General features: G+C 73.5%; 10 protein-coding genes. 2 read left to right on the forward strand and 8 right to left on the reverse strand.

The window, feature by feature from the left end; all coding sequences use genetic code 11:
- Window positions 1-38: 38 nt before the first annotated feature.
- The 5 genes from ACIP64_RS28435 to ACIP64_RS28455 all read right to left on the reverse strand — a co-directional run bounded on the left by ACIP64_RS28435 (window position 39) and on the right by ACIP64_RS28455 (window position 7792).
- On the reverse strand, window positions 39-1427 hold the full coding sequence (locus ACIP64_RS28435; RefSeq protein ID WP_401592128.1) for a nitrate/nitrite transporter: 1389 nt from the start codon (window positions 1425-1427) through the stop codon (window positions 39-41).
- Window positions 1428-1498: 71 nt separating this feature from the next.
- Window positions 1499-1873, reverse strand: a complete 375-nt coding sequence (locus tag ACIP64_RS28440; RefSeq protein WP_401592130.1) for a nitrite reductase (NAD(P)H) small subunit — start codon at window positions 1871-1873, stop codon at window positions 1499-1501.
- Window positions 1870-4449, reverse strand: a complete 2580-nt coding sequence (gene nirB / locus ACIP64_RS28445; protein WP_401592132.1) for a nitrite reductase large subunit NirB — start codon at window positions 4447-4449, stop codon at window positions 1870-1872. The genes ACIP64_RS28440 and nirB overlap by 4 nt, the downstream gene beginning before the upstream one ends.
- Window positions 4446-5681, reverse strand: coding sequence for an NAD(P)/FAD-dependent oxidoreductase (locus ACIP64_RS28450; RefSeq protein WP_401592134.1), 1236 nt, complete (start codon window positions 5679-5681; stop codon window positions 4446-4448). Before ACIP64_RS28450 ends, nirB begins: the two co-directional genes overlap by 4 nt.
- A complete protein-coding gene (locus ACIP64_RS28455; protein ID WP_401592136.1) occupies window positions 5678-7792 on the reverse strand; it encodes a molybdopterin oxidoreductase family protein in 2115 nt (704 codons plus the stop codon). The genes ACIP64_RS28450 and ACIP64_RS28455 overlap by 4 nt, the downstream gene beginning before the upstream one ends.
- Before the next feature lie 191 nt (window positions 7793-7983).
- Between ACIP64_RS28455 and ACIP64_RS28460 the strand changes: the two genes are divergently transcribed.
- The gene (locus ACIP64_RS28460) at window positions 7984-9123 is read left to right on the forward strand and encodes a uroporphyrinogen-III synthase (protein ID WP_401592138.1); all 1140 of its coding nucleotides are present in this window, start codon (window positions 7984-7986) and stop codon (window positions 9121-9123) included.
- Window positions 9120-9878: a sirohydrochlorin chelatase gene (locus ACIP64_RS28465; RefSeq protein WP_401592140.1), complete on the forward strand. Its 759-nt coding sequence runs from the start codon at window positions 9120-9122 to the stop codon at window positions 9876-9878. Before ACIP64_RS28460 ends, ACIP64_RS28465 begins: the two co-directional genes overlap by 4 nt.
- Window positions 9879-9893: 15 nt before the next feature.
- Here the strand turns inward: ACIP64_RS28465 and ACIP64_RS28470 are convergent, their stop codons facing one another.
- The 3 genes from ACIP64_RS28470 to ACIP64_RS28480 form a co-directional block, all read right to left on the reverse strand.
- Window positions 9894-11642: a beta-galactosidase family protein gene (locus ACIP64_RS28470; protein WP_401592142.1), complete on the reverse strand. Its 1749-nt coding sequence runs from the start codon at window positions 11640-11642 to the stop codon at window positions 9894-9896.
- 155 nt (window positions 11643-11797) lie between these two features.
- Window positions 11798-12856 carry a LacI family DNA-binding transcriptional regulator gene (locus ACIP64_RS28475; RefSeq protein WP_401592144.1) on the reverse strand — a complete coding sequence of 353 codons (1059 nt, stop codon included), beginning with the start codon at window positions 12854-12856 and terminating at the stop codon, window positions 11798-11800.
- A gap of 158 nt (window positions 12857-13014) precedes the next feature.
- Entirely contained in the window at window positions 13015-14355 is a 1341-nt protein-coding gene (locus ACIP64_RS28480; protein WP_401592146.1) for an ABC transporter substrate-binding protein, read from the reverse strand.
- Between the last annotated feature and the right edge of the window lie 76 nt (window positions 14356-14431).

Here is a 14431-nt window from a genome sequence, read left to right on the forward strand (position 1 = left end):
GCGTTCGGCTGCGAGGTGCGGCCGATGCCGTGCCGGTGTCAGACCCCGCGCATCGGCCCGGCCCCGGGCCGCAGATAGACCGCCCAGGTCACCACCGAGCACACGGCGTACGCCGCCAGGAAGGCCCAGTAGGCCGGGTCGCCGCTCTCGCCGTGCAGGAACGACTGCCGGAACGCGAGGTTCACCAGGACCCCGCCGAAGGCGCCGATCGCGCCGGCCAGCCCGATGAGCGCCGACGTGCGGCGGCGTGAGTCCCGCTCGGCGGTCTCCGCGTCCGCGCCTGCCGCGACCGCGGCGTGCGCCCTCGCCCGGAAGACCGCCGGGACCATGCGGTAGGTCGAGCCGTTGCCGATCCCGCTCAGCACGAACAAGGCGACGAAGCCCACCAGGAAGACCGGCAGCGACTCCCTCCGCGACGCGGCCAGCACCACGCCCACGCCCACCGCCATCGCGGCGAAGGTCCACAGCGTCACCCTGGCACCGCCCCAGCGGTCCGCCAGCCTTCCGCCCACCGGCCGCACCAGTGACCCCAGCAGGGGTCCCAGGAACGTCAGGTACGCCGCCTTCACGGGCGTGTCGAACTGCTCGTGGAACTGCACCTGGAGGACGAGTCCGAAGGCGAAACCGAAACCGATGAACGAGCCGAAGGTGCCGATGTAGAGCAGGGACACCACCCAGCTGTGCGGGTCCCTCGCCACCTCCCGCAGCGCCCGCCCGTCGTTCCTCGCCGACGCCAGGTTGTCCATCCTCAGCGCCGCGCCCAGCGCGGCCAGCACGATCAGCGGTATGTAGACCAGCGGGACCAGGCGCGGTTGCGCCGCGCCCGCCGTGGCGATCACCGCCAGGCCCACCAACTGCACCACCGGCACGCCCAGGTTGCCGCCGCCCGCGTTGACGCCGAGCGCCCAGCCCTTGAGCCGCTGCGGGTAGAACGCGTTGATGTTCGCCATCGAGGAGGCGAAGTTGCCGCCGCCGACGCCCGCCGCGCACGCCACGGCGAGCAGGGTGCCGTACGAGACCCCCGGCCGCAGCACAACCCCGGCCAGCACTGTCGGGACCAGCAGCAACAGGGCACTGAACACCGTCCAGTTGCGGCCGCCGAACCTCGCCACCGCGAAGGTGTACGGCAGGCGCAGGGCGGCGCCGACCGCCGTCGGCAGCGCGGTCAGCGTGAACTTGCCCGCCGCGTCGATGTGGTACTCGGGCCCGAGGAAGAGCAGCAGCACCGACCACATGCTCCACACCGAGAAGCCGATGTGCTCCGACAGGACCGACAGGACCAGGTTGCGGCGTGCCACCGCGGCCCCGGACCGCTCCCAGAACTTTTCGTCCTCCGGGCGCCAGTCCGTGATGGCGCGCGACCGGCTCGCGCCCGCGGCGGTGGCCGCGTCCTTGGCGGAGTCCTCTTCCGTGACGACCGTGCTCATGCGCTGTCACCCGTTCCTGTGCGTGGGGGAGTAGTGCCTCCGGCGCCGGCGGCGCGGGGCCTGTGCGTGCCTCACGCGGGAGGCCGCGAGGACGGGTCCGCGGTGCGGCGCACCGGCCAGACCCGCAGGACCGCGGGAGTGCCGTCGGGGGCGGTGGCCTCGTCCAGGCAGCGGCCGTCCCGCAGGTCGAAGACCTGCTTGTACATCGGGGAGGCCAGCGTCGGTACGTCGCCCCGGCTGCCGACGATGCCCCGCGAGAGCACGTGGGCGCCGCTGAACGGGTCCCGGTTGTCGACGGCGAACAGCTCTCCCGCCCGGTCGCGCAGGACCGCCGCCTGCTCCCCGTTCGCGAGGAGTACGGCAACGCCGCGGCCGGGGACCAGGTCCTCGTAGGCGCACGCTCGCGTCCAGGCCGTGCCGTCGAAGATCTCGACCACCGCGTTCATGCGGTCCGCACCTCCAGCCGGGGGCCGGCGACCAGCGCGGGGGCGAGCACGCGCCCGTCCTCGCCGGGGCGGGCGGGGCGGATCTGCTCGCGTTCCGGCACGAAGGTGACGGTGGGGTCGGGCGTGCCGGGCGCGTTGGCGAAGGACACGAAGCGGCGCAGCCGCTCGGGGTCGTCCAGCACGGCGGCCCATTCGTCGCGGTAGTGCTCGACGTGACGTGCCATCAGCGCGTCCAGTTCGGCGCAGATGCCCAGCGCGTCGTCCATGACGACGGCCCGTACGTGCTCCAGGCCGCCTTCGACGCGGTCGAGCCAGGTGGAGGTGCGCTCCAGCCGGTCGGCGGTGCGGATGTAGAACATCAGGAACCGGTCGATGGTCCGCACCAGCGTCTCCCGGTCCAGGTCGGACGCCAGGAGGTCGGCGTGCCGGGGCGTCATACCCCCGTTGCCGCCGATGTAGAGGTTCCAGCCGGCGGCGGTGGCGATGATGCCGAAGTCCTTGCCCTGCGCCTCCGCGCACTCGCGGGCGCAGCCGGACACCGCCGACTTGAGCTTGTGCGGCGAGCGCAGCCCGCGGTAGCGCAGCTCCAGCTCGATCGCCAGGCGGACCGAGTCCTGGACGCCGTAGCGGCACCAGGTCTCGCCGACACAGGACTTCACGGTGCGCAGCGACTTCCCGTACGCGTGGCCGGACTCGAATCCCGCGTCGACCAGGCGCCGCCAGATCGGCGGCAGTTGGTCGACGCGGGCGCCGAACAGGTCGATCCGCTGCCCACCGGTGATCTTCGTGTACAGGCCGAAGTCGCGCGCGATCTCGCCGATGGTGATCAGCCCGTCCGGGGTGATCTCGCCTCCCGGGATCCGCGGCACCACCGAGTAGGAGCCGTTGCGTTGCAGGTTGGCCAGGACATGGTCGTTGGTGTCCTGGAGGGCGGCCTGCTCCCCGTCCAGGATGTGGCCGTTGCCCGGGCCGGCCAGGATCGAGGCGACGACCGGCTTGCAGATGTCGCAGCCCTCCCCGCTGCCGTGTCCGTCGATCAACGCGGAGAAGGAGTCGATGCCGGTGACCCGGACGATTTCGTACAGCTCGGCGCGGGTGTGCGCGAAGTGCTCGCACAGGCCCCGGTCGACGACGGCGCCGCCCGCCTCCAGCTCCTCGGTGACGATCGTGCCGAGCAGCTTGACGCAACTCCCGCAGCCCGTACCGGCTTTGGTGCACCTCTTCACCTCGGTGACGGTCCCGCAGTCCGCCCGGCCGAGCGCGGCGCGGATCTCGCCCTTGCTCACGTTGTGGCAGGAGCAGACCACGGCTTCGTCCGGCAGGGAGACCTGCCCGGCGGGCGCGAGACCGGCGGGCAGGACCAGCTGCTCGGGGGGTGTCCGCAGCGGGCGGCCGCCGATCGCGAGGGGGCGCAGCACGTCGTAGGACTCGGTGTCGCCGATCAGCACGCCCCCCAGCAACTGCCCGTCGCGGCCGATGACCAGCTTCTTGTACAGACCGGAGCGGCTGTCGCTGTAAAGGACGTCGAGCGCGCCCTCGGCCGTGCCGTGCGCGTCGCCGAAACTGGCCACGTCGACACCGAGCAGCTTCAGCTTGGTGGAGGTGTCCGCGCCGGTGAACGCGGCCTCGTCGCGGTGCTCGCCCGCGAGGGAGCGGGCGGCCGTCTCGGCCATCGCGTATCCCGGGGCGACGAGGCCGTAGACCCTGCCGTCGGAAGCCTGTGCGCACTCGCCGATGGCATGGACGTGCGGATCCTCGGTGCGGCAGTGCGGGTCGACGACGATGCCGCCGCGCTCGCCGACCGGCAGACCGCTCTGCCGGGCGAGTTCGTCGCGGGGCCGGATCCCGGCGGAGAAGACGACCAGCTCGGCGGTGAGTTCGCGGCCGTCCGAGAGCTCCATGGCACGCACCCGGCCGTCCTCGCCGGTGAGGACGGCCTGGGAGCCGGCGCCGGTGTGCACGGTGACGCCCAGCTCCTCGATCTTGCGGCGCAGCAGGTGTCCGCCGCCCTCGTCGACCTGGACGGCCATGAGGCGCGGGGCGAACTCGACGACCTGCGTCTCCAGACCCAGGGAGACGAGCGCGCCCGCGGCCTCCAGGCCGAGCAGGCCCCCGCCGACGACGACGCCTGTGCGGGCGCGGGCGGCGCCCGCGCGGATCCCCTCCAGATCCTCGATGGTCCGGTAGACGTGGCAGCCGCTCGCGTCGTGGCCGGGGACCGGCGGCACGAACGGACGGGAGCCGGTCGCCAGGACGAGCGCGTCGTAGGGGTGCAGCCGGCCGGAGGCGGTGGTGACGGTCCGCGCGGCCCGGTCGATCGCGGTGACGGGGTCGGCGGGGCGCAGGTCGATGCCGTACCGGGACAGGAAACCGGCCGGGACGAGCGACAGCTCCTCGGCGCTGGTGCCGGAGAACCACGAGGTCAGGTGGACCCGGTCGTAGGCGGGGCGGGACTCCTCGGCGAGCACGGTGATCCGCCAGTCGCCGGCCCGCGGCTGCTCGACGAACGCCTCCAGGAAGCGCTGTCCGACCATGCCGTGTCCGATCAGGACGAGTTCCTTCGGGCGGTGCGTCATCGGGCGGCTCCGCGGGGGGTGAGGAGGTGGAGGGGAGGGTCGGGCATCGGGTCGTCGCGCCTCCAGGCGGAGGCGAGGTCGCCCGCGGCGGCCAGGTCGCCGAGCAGGATCGCGCCGACCAGGCGGTTGCCGCGCAGCACGAGCTTCTTGTAGCTGCCGCGGGTCGCGTCGGTCAGTCGCAGGACGTCCAGGTCGGGGTCGGCGGCCTGGTCCTCGGTGTCGAGGTGGGCCTCGCCGACGGCGGCGTACTCCAGCGGTCCCGCGCTGAGCCGGGCCGGGGTGCGCGAGCCCCGGTAGAGCGCGCCGGGGTCCGCCCCGGACAGGCGCGCGGCCAGTACGTCGGCCTGTTCCCAGGCCGGTCCGGACAGTCCGTGCACGGTGCCGCGGTGCTGGACGCAGTCGCCCAGGGCGTGCACATGGGGCGCCGAGGCGGCCAGCGCGTCGTCGACGAGGACACCGGCGGCGACCTTCAGGCCGGCGGCGTGGGCCAGGCCGGTGCGCGGCCGGACGCCGCAGGCGATCAGGACCAGGTCGGTGCCGAGACGGTAGCCGCCGGCCAGTTCGACGGCGTCGCCCTCGCCAGTGTCCACCACGGCCCGGGCGCGGTTGCCCACATACGCCTCGACGCCGAGGCGCCGCAGTCCGTCACGGAGCATCGCCGCTGCTCCGGCATCGAGTTGACGATCAATCAGGTGCGGGCCCTGGTGGACGATCTCGACGGCGAGACCGAGTGCGGCCAGTGCCCGGGCGGCACTGACGCCCAGCACGCCGCCCCCGACGACCACCGCGCGCCGCGCCGTGGCGGCGTCCTCGGCCAGCCGTGCGCAGTCGGCGAGTGTGCGCAGGGCGTGCACCCTTTCGCGCAGCCCGCCCCCGTCGGTGCGCCGCAGCCCGCGCAGGGGAGGCAGGACCGGGTTGGCCCCGGTGGCGAGGACGAGCTCGTCCCAGGGCTCGGTCCGGCCGTCGGCCAGGGTGAGGGTTCGCCGAGTCGGGTCCAGGGCGACGGTCTCGCTGCCCAGGCGCAGTTCGGCGTCGCCGGCCGGGAGCGCGATGGCCTCGGCGTCGTGGCGTCCGGTCAGCACGTCGGCGAGGAGGGCCCGATTGTAGGGCGCGCGGGGCTCGGCCCCGTACAGGGTGACGCGGCCGGTTCCGCCGAGCGCGACGTAGCGGGCGGCGAAGCGCGCGGCGGCCATCCCGGCTCCGACCACCGCGATGCGGCGGCGGCCCGTCATGGCCCTACTCCTGTAACGGACTCGGCCGAGGCGTCCCGGGCCGGCTCCACCCGTACCGCGCAGTTCTTGAACTCGGGCATCCTCGACGTCGGGTCCAGCGCCGGATTGGTCAGCGTGTTGGCGCGTCCCGCACCCGGCCAGTGGAACGGCATGAAGACCGTGTCCGGCCGGATCGTGTCGGTGATCCGTGCCGGTGCCACGGCCCGGCCGCGGCGGGAGGTGACCGCCAGCAGGTCCCCGTCCGCCACCGCCAGCCGCCGTGCGAGCAGCGGGTGCAACTCCACAAAGGGCCCCGGCGCCGCCGCGTTGAGGGCGCCGACCCGTCGGGTCTGCGCACCGCTCTGGTACTGGGGCAGCACCCGCCCGGTGGTCAGATGGAGCGGATAGTCGGCGTCGGGCACCTCGGCCGACGGGCGGTCGGTGACCGCGGCGAAGCGGGCGCGGCCGTCCGGTGTGGCGAAGGCGTCCAGGAAGAGCCGCGGTGTGCCGGGATGGTCCGTTGCAGGGCACGGCCAGAAGACCCCGTCCTCGGCCCGGATCCGCGCGTAGCTGATGCCCGCGTAGTCGGCCTGGCCCCCGGCCGAGGCGCGCCGCAGCTCCTCGAAGACCGTCTCCGGGTCGTCGGGGAAACCCCGGTCGACACCGAGCCGCGCGGCGAGTTCGCGCAGCACCCACAGATCCGTGCGGACCCCCGCGGGCGGCTCCACCGCCTTCTGCCGGAGGATCACCCGTCCCTCCAGATTGGTCATCGTCCCCGTCTCCTCGGCCCATTGGGCGCTGGGCAGGACGACGTCGGCGAGCTGGGCCGTCTCGGACAGCACGAGGTCGCTGACGACCAGCAGGTCCAGTGAGCGCAGCCGACGGGTCACCTGTGCCGCGCGCGGGGCGGAGACCACGGGATTGGAACCCATGAGCAGCAGCGCGCGCACACCGTCCGGTCCCGGCCTGCCGAGGCTGTCCAGCAACTCGTAGGCGGAACGGCCGGACCGGGGCAGCGTGTCCGGGGCCACGCCCCAGACACCGGCGACGTGCTCGCGCGCGGCCGGGTCCTCGATCGAGCGGTAGCCGGGGAGCTGGTCGGCCTTCTGGCCGTGCTCCCGCCCGCCCTGCCCGTTGCCCTGGCCGGTGAGGCACCCGTAGCCGGACCGGAGCCGGCCGGCCTTTCCCGCGGCCAGGCACACATTGATCCACGCGCCGACGGTGTCGGTGCCCTTGCTGTGCTGCTCCGCGCCGCGCGCGGTCAGCACCATGCCGGTCCGCGCGCGTCCGAAGACGTGGGCGACCTCGCGGATGTGTCCCGCGGTCACGCCGGTGAGTGCCTCGACGCGCTCCGGCCAGTGGGCCATCGCCTCGGCCCGTGCCCGCTCGAAGCCGGTGGTGCGCGTCCGGACGAACTCGGTGTCGACCAGTCCGTCCGCGATCAGGACGTGCAGCAGGCCGAGGGCGAGCGCGAGATCGCCGCCCGGCAGCGGCTGCAGATGGATGTCCGCCTGCTGCGCGGTGCGCGTGCGGCGCGGGTCGACGACGATCAGCGTGCCGCCGTTCTCGCGCAGTTCGCGGAAGTAGCGCAGCGCGGGCGGCATCGTGTCCGCGGGATTGGCGCCGACCAGGATCAGGCACTCGGTGCGGGCGATGTCCTCCAGCGGGAAGGGCAGCCCGCGGTCGAGTCCGAAGGCGATCCTGTTCCCGGCGGCGGCCGACGACATGCAGAAGCGGCCGTTGTAGTCGATGGTGGCGGTGCCCAGCACGATCCTCGCGAACTTGCCCAGCTGGTAGGCCTTCTCGTTGGTCAGACCGCCGCCGCCGAAGACCCCGACCGCGTCGGCGCCGTGCTCGGCCCCGACAGCGGCGAAGCCCTCGGCCACCCGGTCCAGCGCCTCGTCCCAGCCCGCCGCGCGCAACGTGCCGCGCTCGCGGACCAGCGGTGTGCTCAGGCGGCTCGCCGGTGCGAGCAGCGCGCCGGCCGACTGGCCCTTTCCGCAGAGCGCGCCCCGGTTGACCGGGAAGCCGGGCCGCTCGGCGACCCGCGCCCCGGCCCCGTGCGGCGCCTCCAGGCGCATGCCGCACTGGAGCGAGCAGTACGGGCAGTGGGTGTCGGTGGTGGTCGTCATGCGGACGATCCTGAACGCGGGGCGTTACACCGCTTTCACGCCCGCGTTGCGCCCGTGGTGCGCGTCGCTCACGCCGCGCCGGGGACGGGGTGCGGTCGAGGACATCTGGCGTAACACGGCACAGCACTTGTCTCACATCCGTGTGACGCCCGGGCAACCTTCCGGAAACCGCGCGGCCCGAGTCTGCACCCATGGGCACACCGGTTGAACCCACCCCGGCACCGCCGCCCGGTCCGCTGACGGGATACACCGTCGGTGTCACGGCGGCGCGCCGACGCGACGAGCTCGTCGCGCTCCTGACCCGGCGCGGCGCCCGCGTGGTGGAGGCGCCGGCGCTGCGCATCCTCCCGCTGGAGGACGACATCGCCCTCCGCCGTGCGACCGAACGCTGCCTGGCCGCCCCGCTGGACTACGTCGTCGCGACGACCGGCGTGGGCTGGCGCGGCTGGATGAGCGCCGCCGACGGCTGGGGCCGCGGTGCCGAACTGGCCGCCGCCTGCCGGAACGCCGTCGTCCTGACCCGCGGTCCGAAGGCGACCGGCGCGGTGCGCGCCAGCGGGCTCGACGAGGCATGGTCGCCCAGGAGCGAGGCCACCGACGAACTCCTCACCTGGCTGCTCGCCCGCCCCCTGGCCGGGCTGCGCATCGCGGTGCAGGAACACGGCCTGCCGCTCACCGCGTTCAGTGCCGCGCTCCGCGAGCGGGGCGCCGAGGTCGTCCCGGTACCCGTCTACCGATGGGCGCCGCCGGAGGACCCGGCACCCGTCCGGCGCCTGGTCGAGCAGACCGTCCGCCGCGAGGTCCACGCCCTGGTGTTCACCAGTGCGCCCGCGATCACCGCCTTCCTGGGGACCGCCCTGAGCGACGGGCTGCGCGAACGGGTCCTGGAGGCGATGTCCGGCGACGTGCTCCCGGTCTGCGTCGGCCCGGTCTGCGCGCGGCCCTTGCTCGACGCGGGGCTGCCGGCGGTGTGGCCCGAACGCGGCCGCCTCGGCGCGCTGGTGCGCACGCTCACCGAGACGCTGCCCGCGCGCGGCCGCCGCGAGGTGCGGATCGACGGCCGGACGCTGGTGCTCCAGGGCAGCGCGCTGCTCATCGACGGGGAGAGCCACTGGCTGTCGCCGAAGAGCGCCGCGCTCCTGCGGGCGCTGGCCGAGAAGCCCGGCTGGGTGCTCAGCCGCGCCGAACTGCTGCGCCGCGTATGGCCGGACTCCGACGCCGACGAGCACGCCGTGGAGGCCGCGGTCGCCCGCCTGCGTTCCTCGCTCGGCCCGCACGGCGACCTCGTCGGAACGGTCCCCAAGCGCGGCTACCGCCTGACGGCGACATGACGACGGCCGCCCCCGCGGCCCGGCCCGCGCCGACGCTCCTCGCCGTGGCCCACGGCACGCGGGACCCGGAGGGGGTGGCGGTGACGGAGGCGCTCCTCGCCCGGGTGCGCGCCCGCTCTCCCGGCCTGCGCGTGGAGTTGTGCTTCCTGGACCTGGTGGCGCCGTCGCTGCCGGAGGCCCTGGCGCGGCTGGACGGCGAGGTGGTCGTCGTGCCCCTGCTGCTGGGCGCGGGCTACCACCTGCGCGTCGACATACCCGCGGCCCTCGCCGCCGCGCCGCGTCTGCGGGCCCGCGTCGCGCCGGCGCTCGGCCCCGATTCCCTGCTGGCCGACGTTCTCGCCGACCGCCTCGCCGAGGCCGGGTGGCGTGCCGGCGACGGGCCGCTCGTCCTGGCGGCGGCCGGATCGACCGATCCGGCCGCCAACGCCGACACCGCGGCCATGGCCGCGCTGCTGCGCGACCGGCTTCCCGCGGTGCGGGAGGTCGTGCCCGCCTACCTCTGCGCCGCCGGTCCGACTCCCGCCGAGGCCGTCGCCGCCCTGCGCGCGGCCGGGCACGCCCGCGTGTCGGTGGCCGCGTACCTGCTCAGTCCCGGCTGGTTCGCCCGGCGCGCAGCGGACTCGGACGCCCACCTCACCTCCGCGCCGCTCGGCACCCATGACGCGCTCGTCGAACTCGTCGTGCACCGCTACCGGCAGGCTCTGGCCGAACAGGGCCCCTCGGGTCACCCGGCCCCGCATCGCGCGGCCGGGTGACCCGGTCCGGTCCGGCTACTCCTCCAGCGGTCCGAGGTCCGGGGTGTCGCACAGGTCGACGACCGCGCGGGCGGTGGCGTGCAGTTCCAGGACCACCAGCTCGTTGGTGCCGGGACGCAGGACGGGGCCGGGGACGTAGAGGCGCTTCTGCGGGCCGCGGGACCAGTAGCGGCCCAGCGCGAAGCCGTTGACCCAGGCGTTGCCCTTGGTCCAGCCGGTCAGGTCCAGGAAGGTGTCGGCGGGGCCCTCCACCTCGAAGACGCCGCGGTGGAACGTCGGCCCCACGGGCTGCGGCGCACCGGTGGCGAAGGCGAGCCCGGACAGGTCGTCCAGGGGCAGCGGCCTGCTGCGCCAGCCGGTCAGCTCGGTGCCGTTGGCGCTGACGGGGCCGGTCAGGCCCTTGCGGTCGTGGATGCCCTGGCCGTAGTTGACCCGGCCCTGGTTCTCGACCAGCACCGCCAGGGTCGCGCCGCCCGCGGGGACGGTGAGCGCCAGCGCATGCTCGTGCTGCTCGCGCTCCAGGACGCCGACCGGAGCGCCGTCGAGGAAGACCTGGGCGCGGTCCTTGACCTGGGCGAAGTGCAGCAGGGTCGGGCCCGCTTCGGTCAGCTCGGTCTCGTACAGGACGAAACCGAAGTCCTGCCCCAGTTCCTCCATGGTCAGCGGACGGGGACCGGCCACCGCCTCGCCCAGCCGGTCCGCGGAGCCGAGCAGCGACGCGGTCCCGGTGAGGGCGACGCCGAGGAGGTTGAGCTTCTTCGACGGCTCGGGCAGGGGGCCGCCGGGCACGGTGGTGTGCCGGGCGAGGACGTCGCGGAACGCGAGGTACTTCGGGGTGATGTCCCCGGCCTCGTCCAGCGGCGCGTCGTAGTCGTAGGAGGTGATGGTCGGCCGGTACGTGTGCTTGTCGTTGGCACCGTTGGTGAAGCCGAAGTTGGTGCCGCCGTGGAACATGTACAGGTTCACGCTGGCACCCGCGGACAGCAGTTCGTCGAGGTCCGCGGCGGCGCTGGCGGCGTCGCGGACGACGTGCACCCCGCCCCACCGGTCGAACCAGCCGTTCCAGAACTCGGTGCACATCAGCGGGCCTTCGGGCTGGTGCTCGCGCAGCGCCGCCAGGTTCTGCGCGGGCCGGCTGCCGAAGTTGACCGTGCTCAGGACGCCCGGGATGCTGCCGCGCGCGAGGTCGGTGGGCTGGTCGCAGGTGAACAGCGGCACGTCGACACCGCCCTGGCGCAGCTTCGTCTCCAGGTGCGTGAGGTAGGCCGGGTCCTCGCCGTAGGCGCCGTACTCGTTCTCGACCTGCACGGCCAGGACGGGGCCCCCGTTGGTGGCCAGGTACGGCGTGACGAGCGGCAGCAGCCGGTCGAGGAACGCGTCGACGGCCTCCAGGTAGCGCGGGTCGGCGGTGCGCAGCGCGATGTCGGGCGTGGCGAGCAGCCAGGACGGCAGGCCGCCGCCCTCCCACTCCGCGCAGATGTACGGCCCGGGCCGCAGCAGTACGTGCAGTCCCTCGGCCTGGGCGAGCGCCAGGAACGCGGGCAGGTCCAGCCCGCCGTCCGCGTGGAACTCGTCCGGCCGCGGCTGGTGGAGGTTCCACGGCACGTAGGTGTCGATCGTGTTCAGTCCGAGGAGGCGCGCCTTGCGCAGCCGGTCCTGCCACTGGTCGGGGTGGACGCGGAAGTAGTGCAGGCCACCGGAGATGATGCGGAACGGCTCGCCGTCGAGGCGGAATTCGTTCCCTTCTGTCCGCAGTACGGGCATGGCGGGGGCTCCTCCAGTGGAGTCGGGATCACGTGCGTGCGGTGCTGTCACGGGGTCTCGCGGACGGGCCGGCGAGGGGTGCCCGGGACGGGATGTTTGCGTTGCCATCGCGGGGCGCGACGACGAGGGGCGGGGTGGTGGAGGGGGTCAGCGGTTCACGGGCGGCGGTCTTCCGGGGGAGGGGCGGTACTGCCGCGGACCACGAGCCGGGTGGGCACCAGCGTGGTGCCCTGCTCCGCGACGTCGTCCCTGATCTGCCGCAGCACGCCGTCGACGCAGCGCCTGCCGACCTCGGCGAAGTCCTGGTGGATCGTCGTCAGGGGCGGCATGAAGGAGGCGGCCTCCGGGATGTCGTCGAACCCGACCACGCTCACGTCCTCCGGCACCCGACGGCCGTGCTCGCTCAGCGCGCGCAGCACACCGAGGGCCATCTGGTCGTTGGCGACGAAGACCGCGGTGCAGTCCGGGTCCGCCGCGATCCGCTGGCCGGCCTCGTAGCCGGACTCCGCCGACCAGTCGCCGCGCAGTAGCTCCGGGACCTCGCGGCCCGCGGACTCCAGGGCCTCCCGCCAGGCGCCGACCCGGCGCTCGGACGCGAAGGACTCCTTGGGGCCCGCGATGTGCCGGACCGTGGTGTGGCCGAGGCCCAGCAGGTGCTCGACGGCCGCGCGGGCGCCGCTGGCCTGGTCGGTGTCGACCACGCAGTACTGGTCACCTGCGTCGGAGTCGACGACGACCAGGGGTGCCGCCGGGGGCAGCGCCACCGTCATGGCGTCCAGCAGATGGACTTCCATGATCATGACGATGCCGTCCACGGCGAGCTCGCCGAGCCGCGAGAAGGCGCCGCGCACCCCGTCCTGCGTGGGCGCGGTGACCGGCAGCAGGGTGGTCGCGTAGCCCTCGCGTGCCGCGGAGGACGAGACCGCCTCCAGGGTGCGCATGTTGCCGGTGCTGGACAGGCTGAAGAGGATGACGCCTATCGTGCGGAACTCGCCGCTCTTCAGCGCGCGCGCCGCGCTGTTGGGGCGGTAGCCGAGCTGCTTCATCGCGGCGAGGACCTGCTGCCGGGTGTCGTCGAGCACCCCGGGGAAGCCGTTGGAGACCCGGGAGACGGTCTGCGCCGAGACGCCCGCCAGCTTCGCGACGTCGGCCATCGACGCGCCGCGCCGCCGTCGCTGCGCGGCGGCCACCGAGTTCTGTCCGGTCCCGTCCACGTCCGCCGTACCCTTCGTCACGCACATCAGCCGCTGAATGTCAGAAGTCTATGGGGGGCCGAACGCCGCGGATCAGCGGTCCGCGAGGCCCCGGGTGGCCGGCGCCGGCGGTTCCCCGCCGGGGAACCGCCGGGCCGGCCACGGGTGGTGCCGTTGCGTCAGTTGACGGTGAAGCCCTGGTCCTTGCCGTACTTCACCGAGGCGTCCTGCCAGTTGGAGAGGGCGTCGGGGAGCGGGGTGGAGGACACGTAGGCCTTGCCGACGGTGTCGTTGAAGATCGAGTTCGCGTACACCTGGTACGGCAGGTAGGACCAGCCGGGCGCCACGTTCTTCGCCGAGGCGGCGAAGATCTGGTTCGCCTTCTGACCGCCGAAGTAGGGGAACTCGGTGTTGAGGAACGCGTCGGAGTTCAGGTCCGCGGTCGTCGCCGGGAAGGCGCCGCCCTTGATGCGCGCCTGCACACCTGCGTCCTTGTCCGCGTACTTCACGAAGGCGTAGGCGAGGGCCTTGTCCTTGCTGGCCTCCATCACCGCCAGCGAGCTGCCGCCGTTCTCCGCGCTGGCGGTCTTGCCCGCCTCCCACTGCGGCAGCGCGGCGGCGCGCCAGTCACCGGAGGCCGAGGGGACGCCGGAGACGAAGTTGGCGGGCATCCACGCGCCGGTGTTGAGCGTGGCGATGGTGCCGTCGGCCAGTCCCTTGTACCACTGGTCGCTCCACGAGCTGATCGGGGCGAGCAGCTTCTCGGAGATGAGCTTCTGCCAGACGGCGGTGAACTCCTTGGTGCCGGGGTCGGAGAAGTCGACCTTCACCTTGGTGCCGTCCACCGTGTACGGGTGGCCGCCGGCCTGCCAGATCAAGCTGGTGACGAAGCCGGCGTCGCCGGTGTCGTTGGTGATGTACGCCTTGGGGTTCGCCTTGTGCAGCGCGCGGGCCGCGTCGAGGTACTCGTCCCAGGTGGTGGGCACCTTGATCTTGTACTGGTCGAGGACCTTCTTGTTGTAGAACATCGCCATCGGACCGGAGTCCATGGGCAGGGCGTACACGCCGTTGTTCAGAGAGACGGCGTTCCAGGGGCCGGGCGAGTAGGCCTTGGACAGGTCCTTCGCGCCGTACGGGCTGAGGTCGGTCACGGACTTGCCCAGCGCGAACTGGCTGAGCGCGTAGTACTCGATCTGCGCCACGTCCGGGGCGCCCGAGCCGGCCTGGACCGCGTTCTGCAGAGCGGTGTACTGGTCGTTGCCGGTGCCGGCGTTGACCAGCTTCACCTTGACCTTGGGGTACTTGGCCTGGAAGTCGCTGACCACCTGCTTCAGCGTCGGCTCCCATGCCCACACCGTCAGGTTGCCGCCCTTGTTCAGCGCCGCCTCGACGCTGCCCGCGTCCGCGGCCTTGGCCCCGGAGCCGGAGTCGTCCGAGGAGCCGCAGGCGGTCAGGGACAGGGCCGCCGCGCAGAGCACCGCGAACGCCTGCGCCGAACGGCGAAGTGGCTTGTTCGTCATCGCATCTCACTTCGTTGTGGTGATGAACTGCGGCGCCGCCCGACGGCCACCGCAGGGGTGTGCCGGGGAGAGGGCT

It is taken from the genome of Streptomyces sp. NPDC088733, from assembly GCF_044751185.1.
In the GTDB taxonomy this organism is placed as follows: domain Bacteria; phylum Actinomycetota; class Actinomycetes; order Streptomycetales; family Streptomycetaceae; genus Actinacidiphila.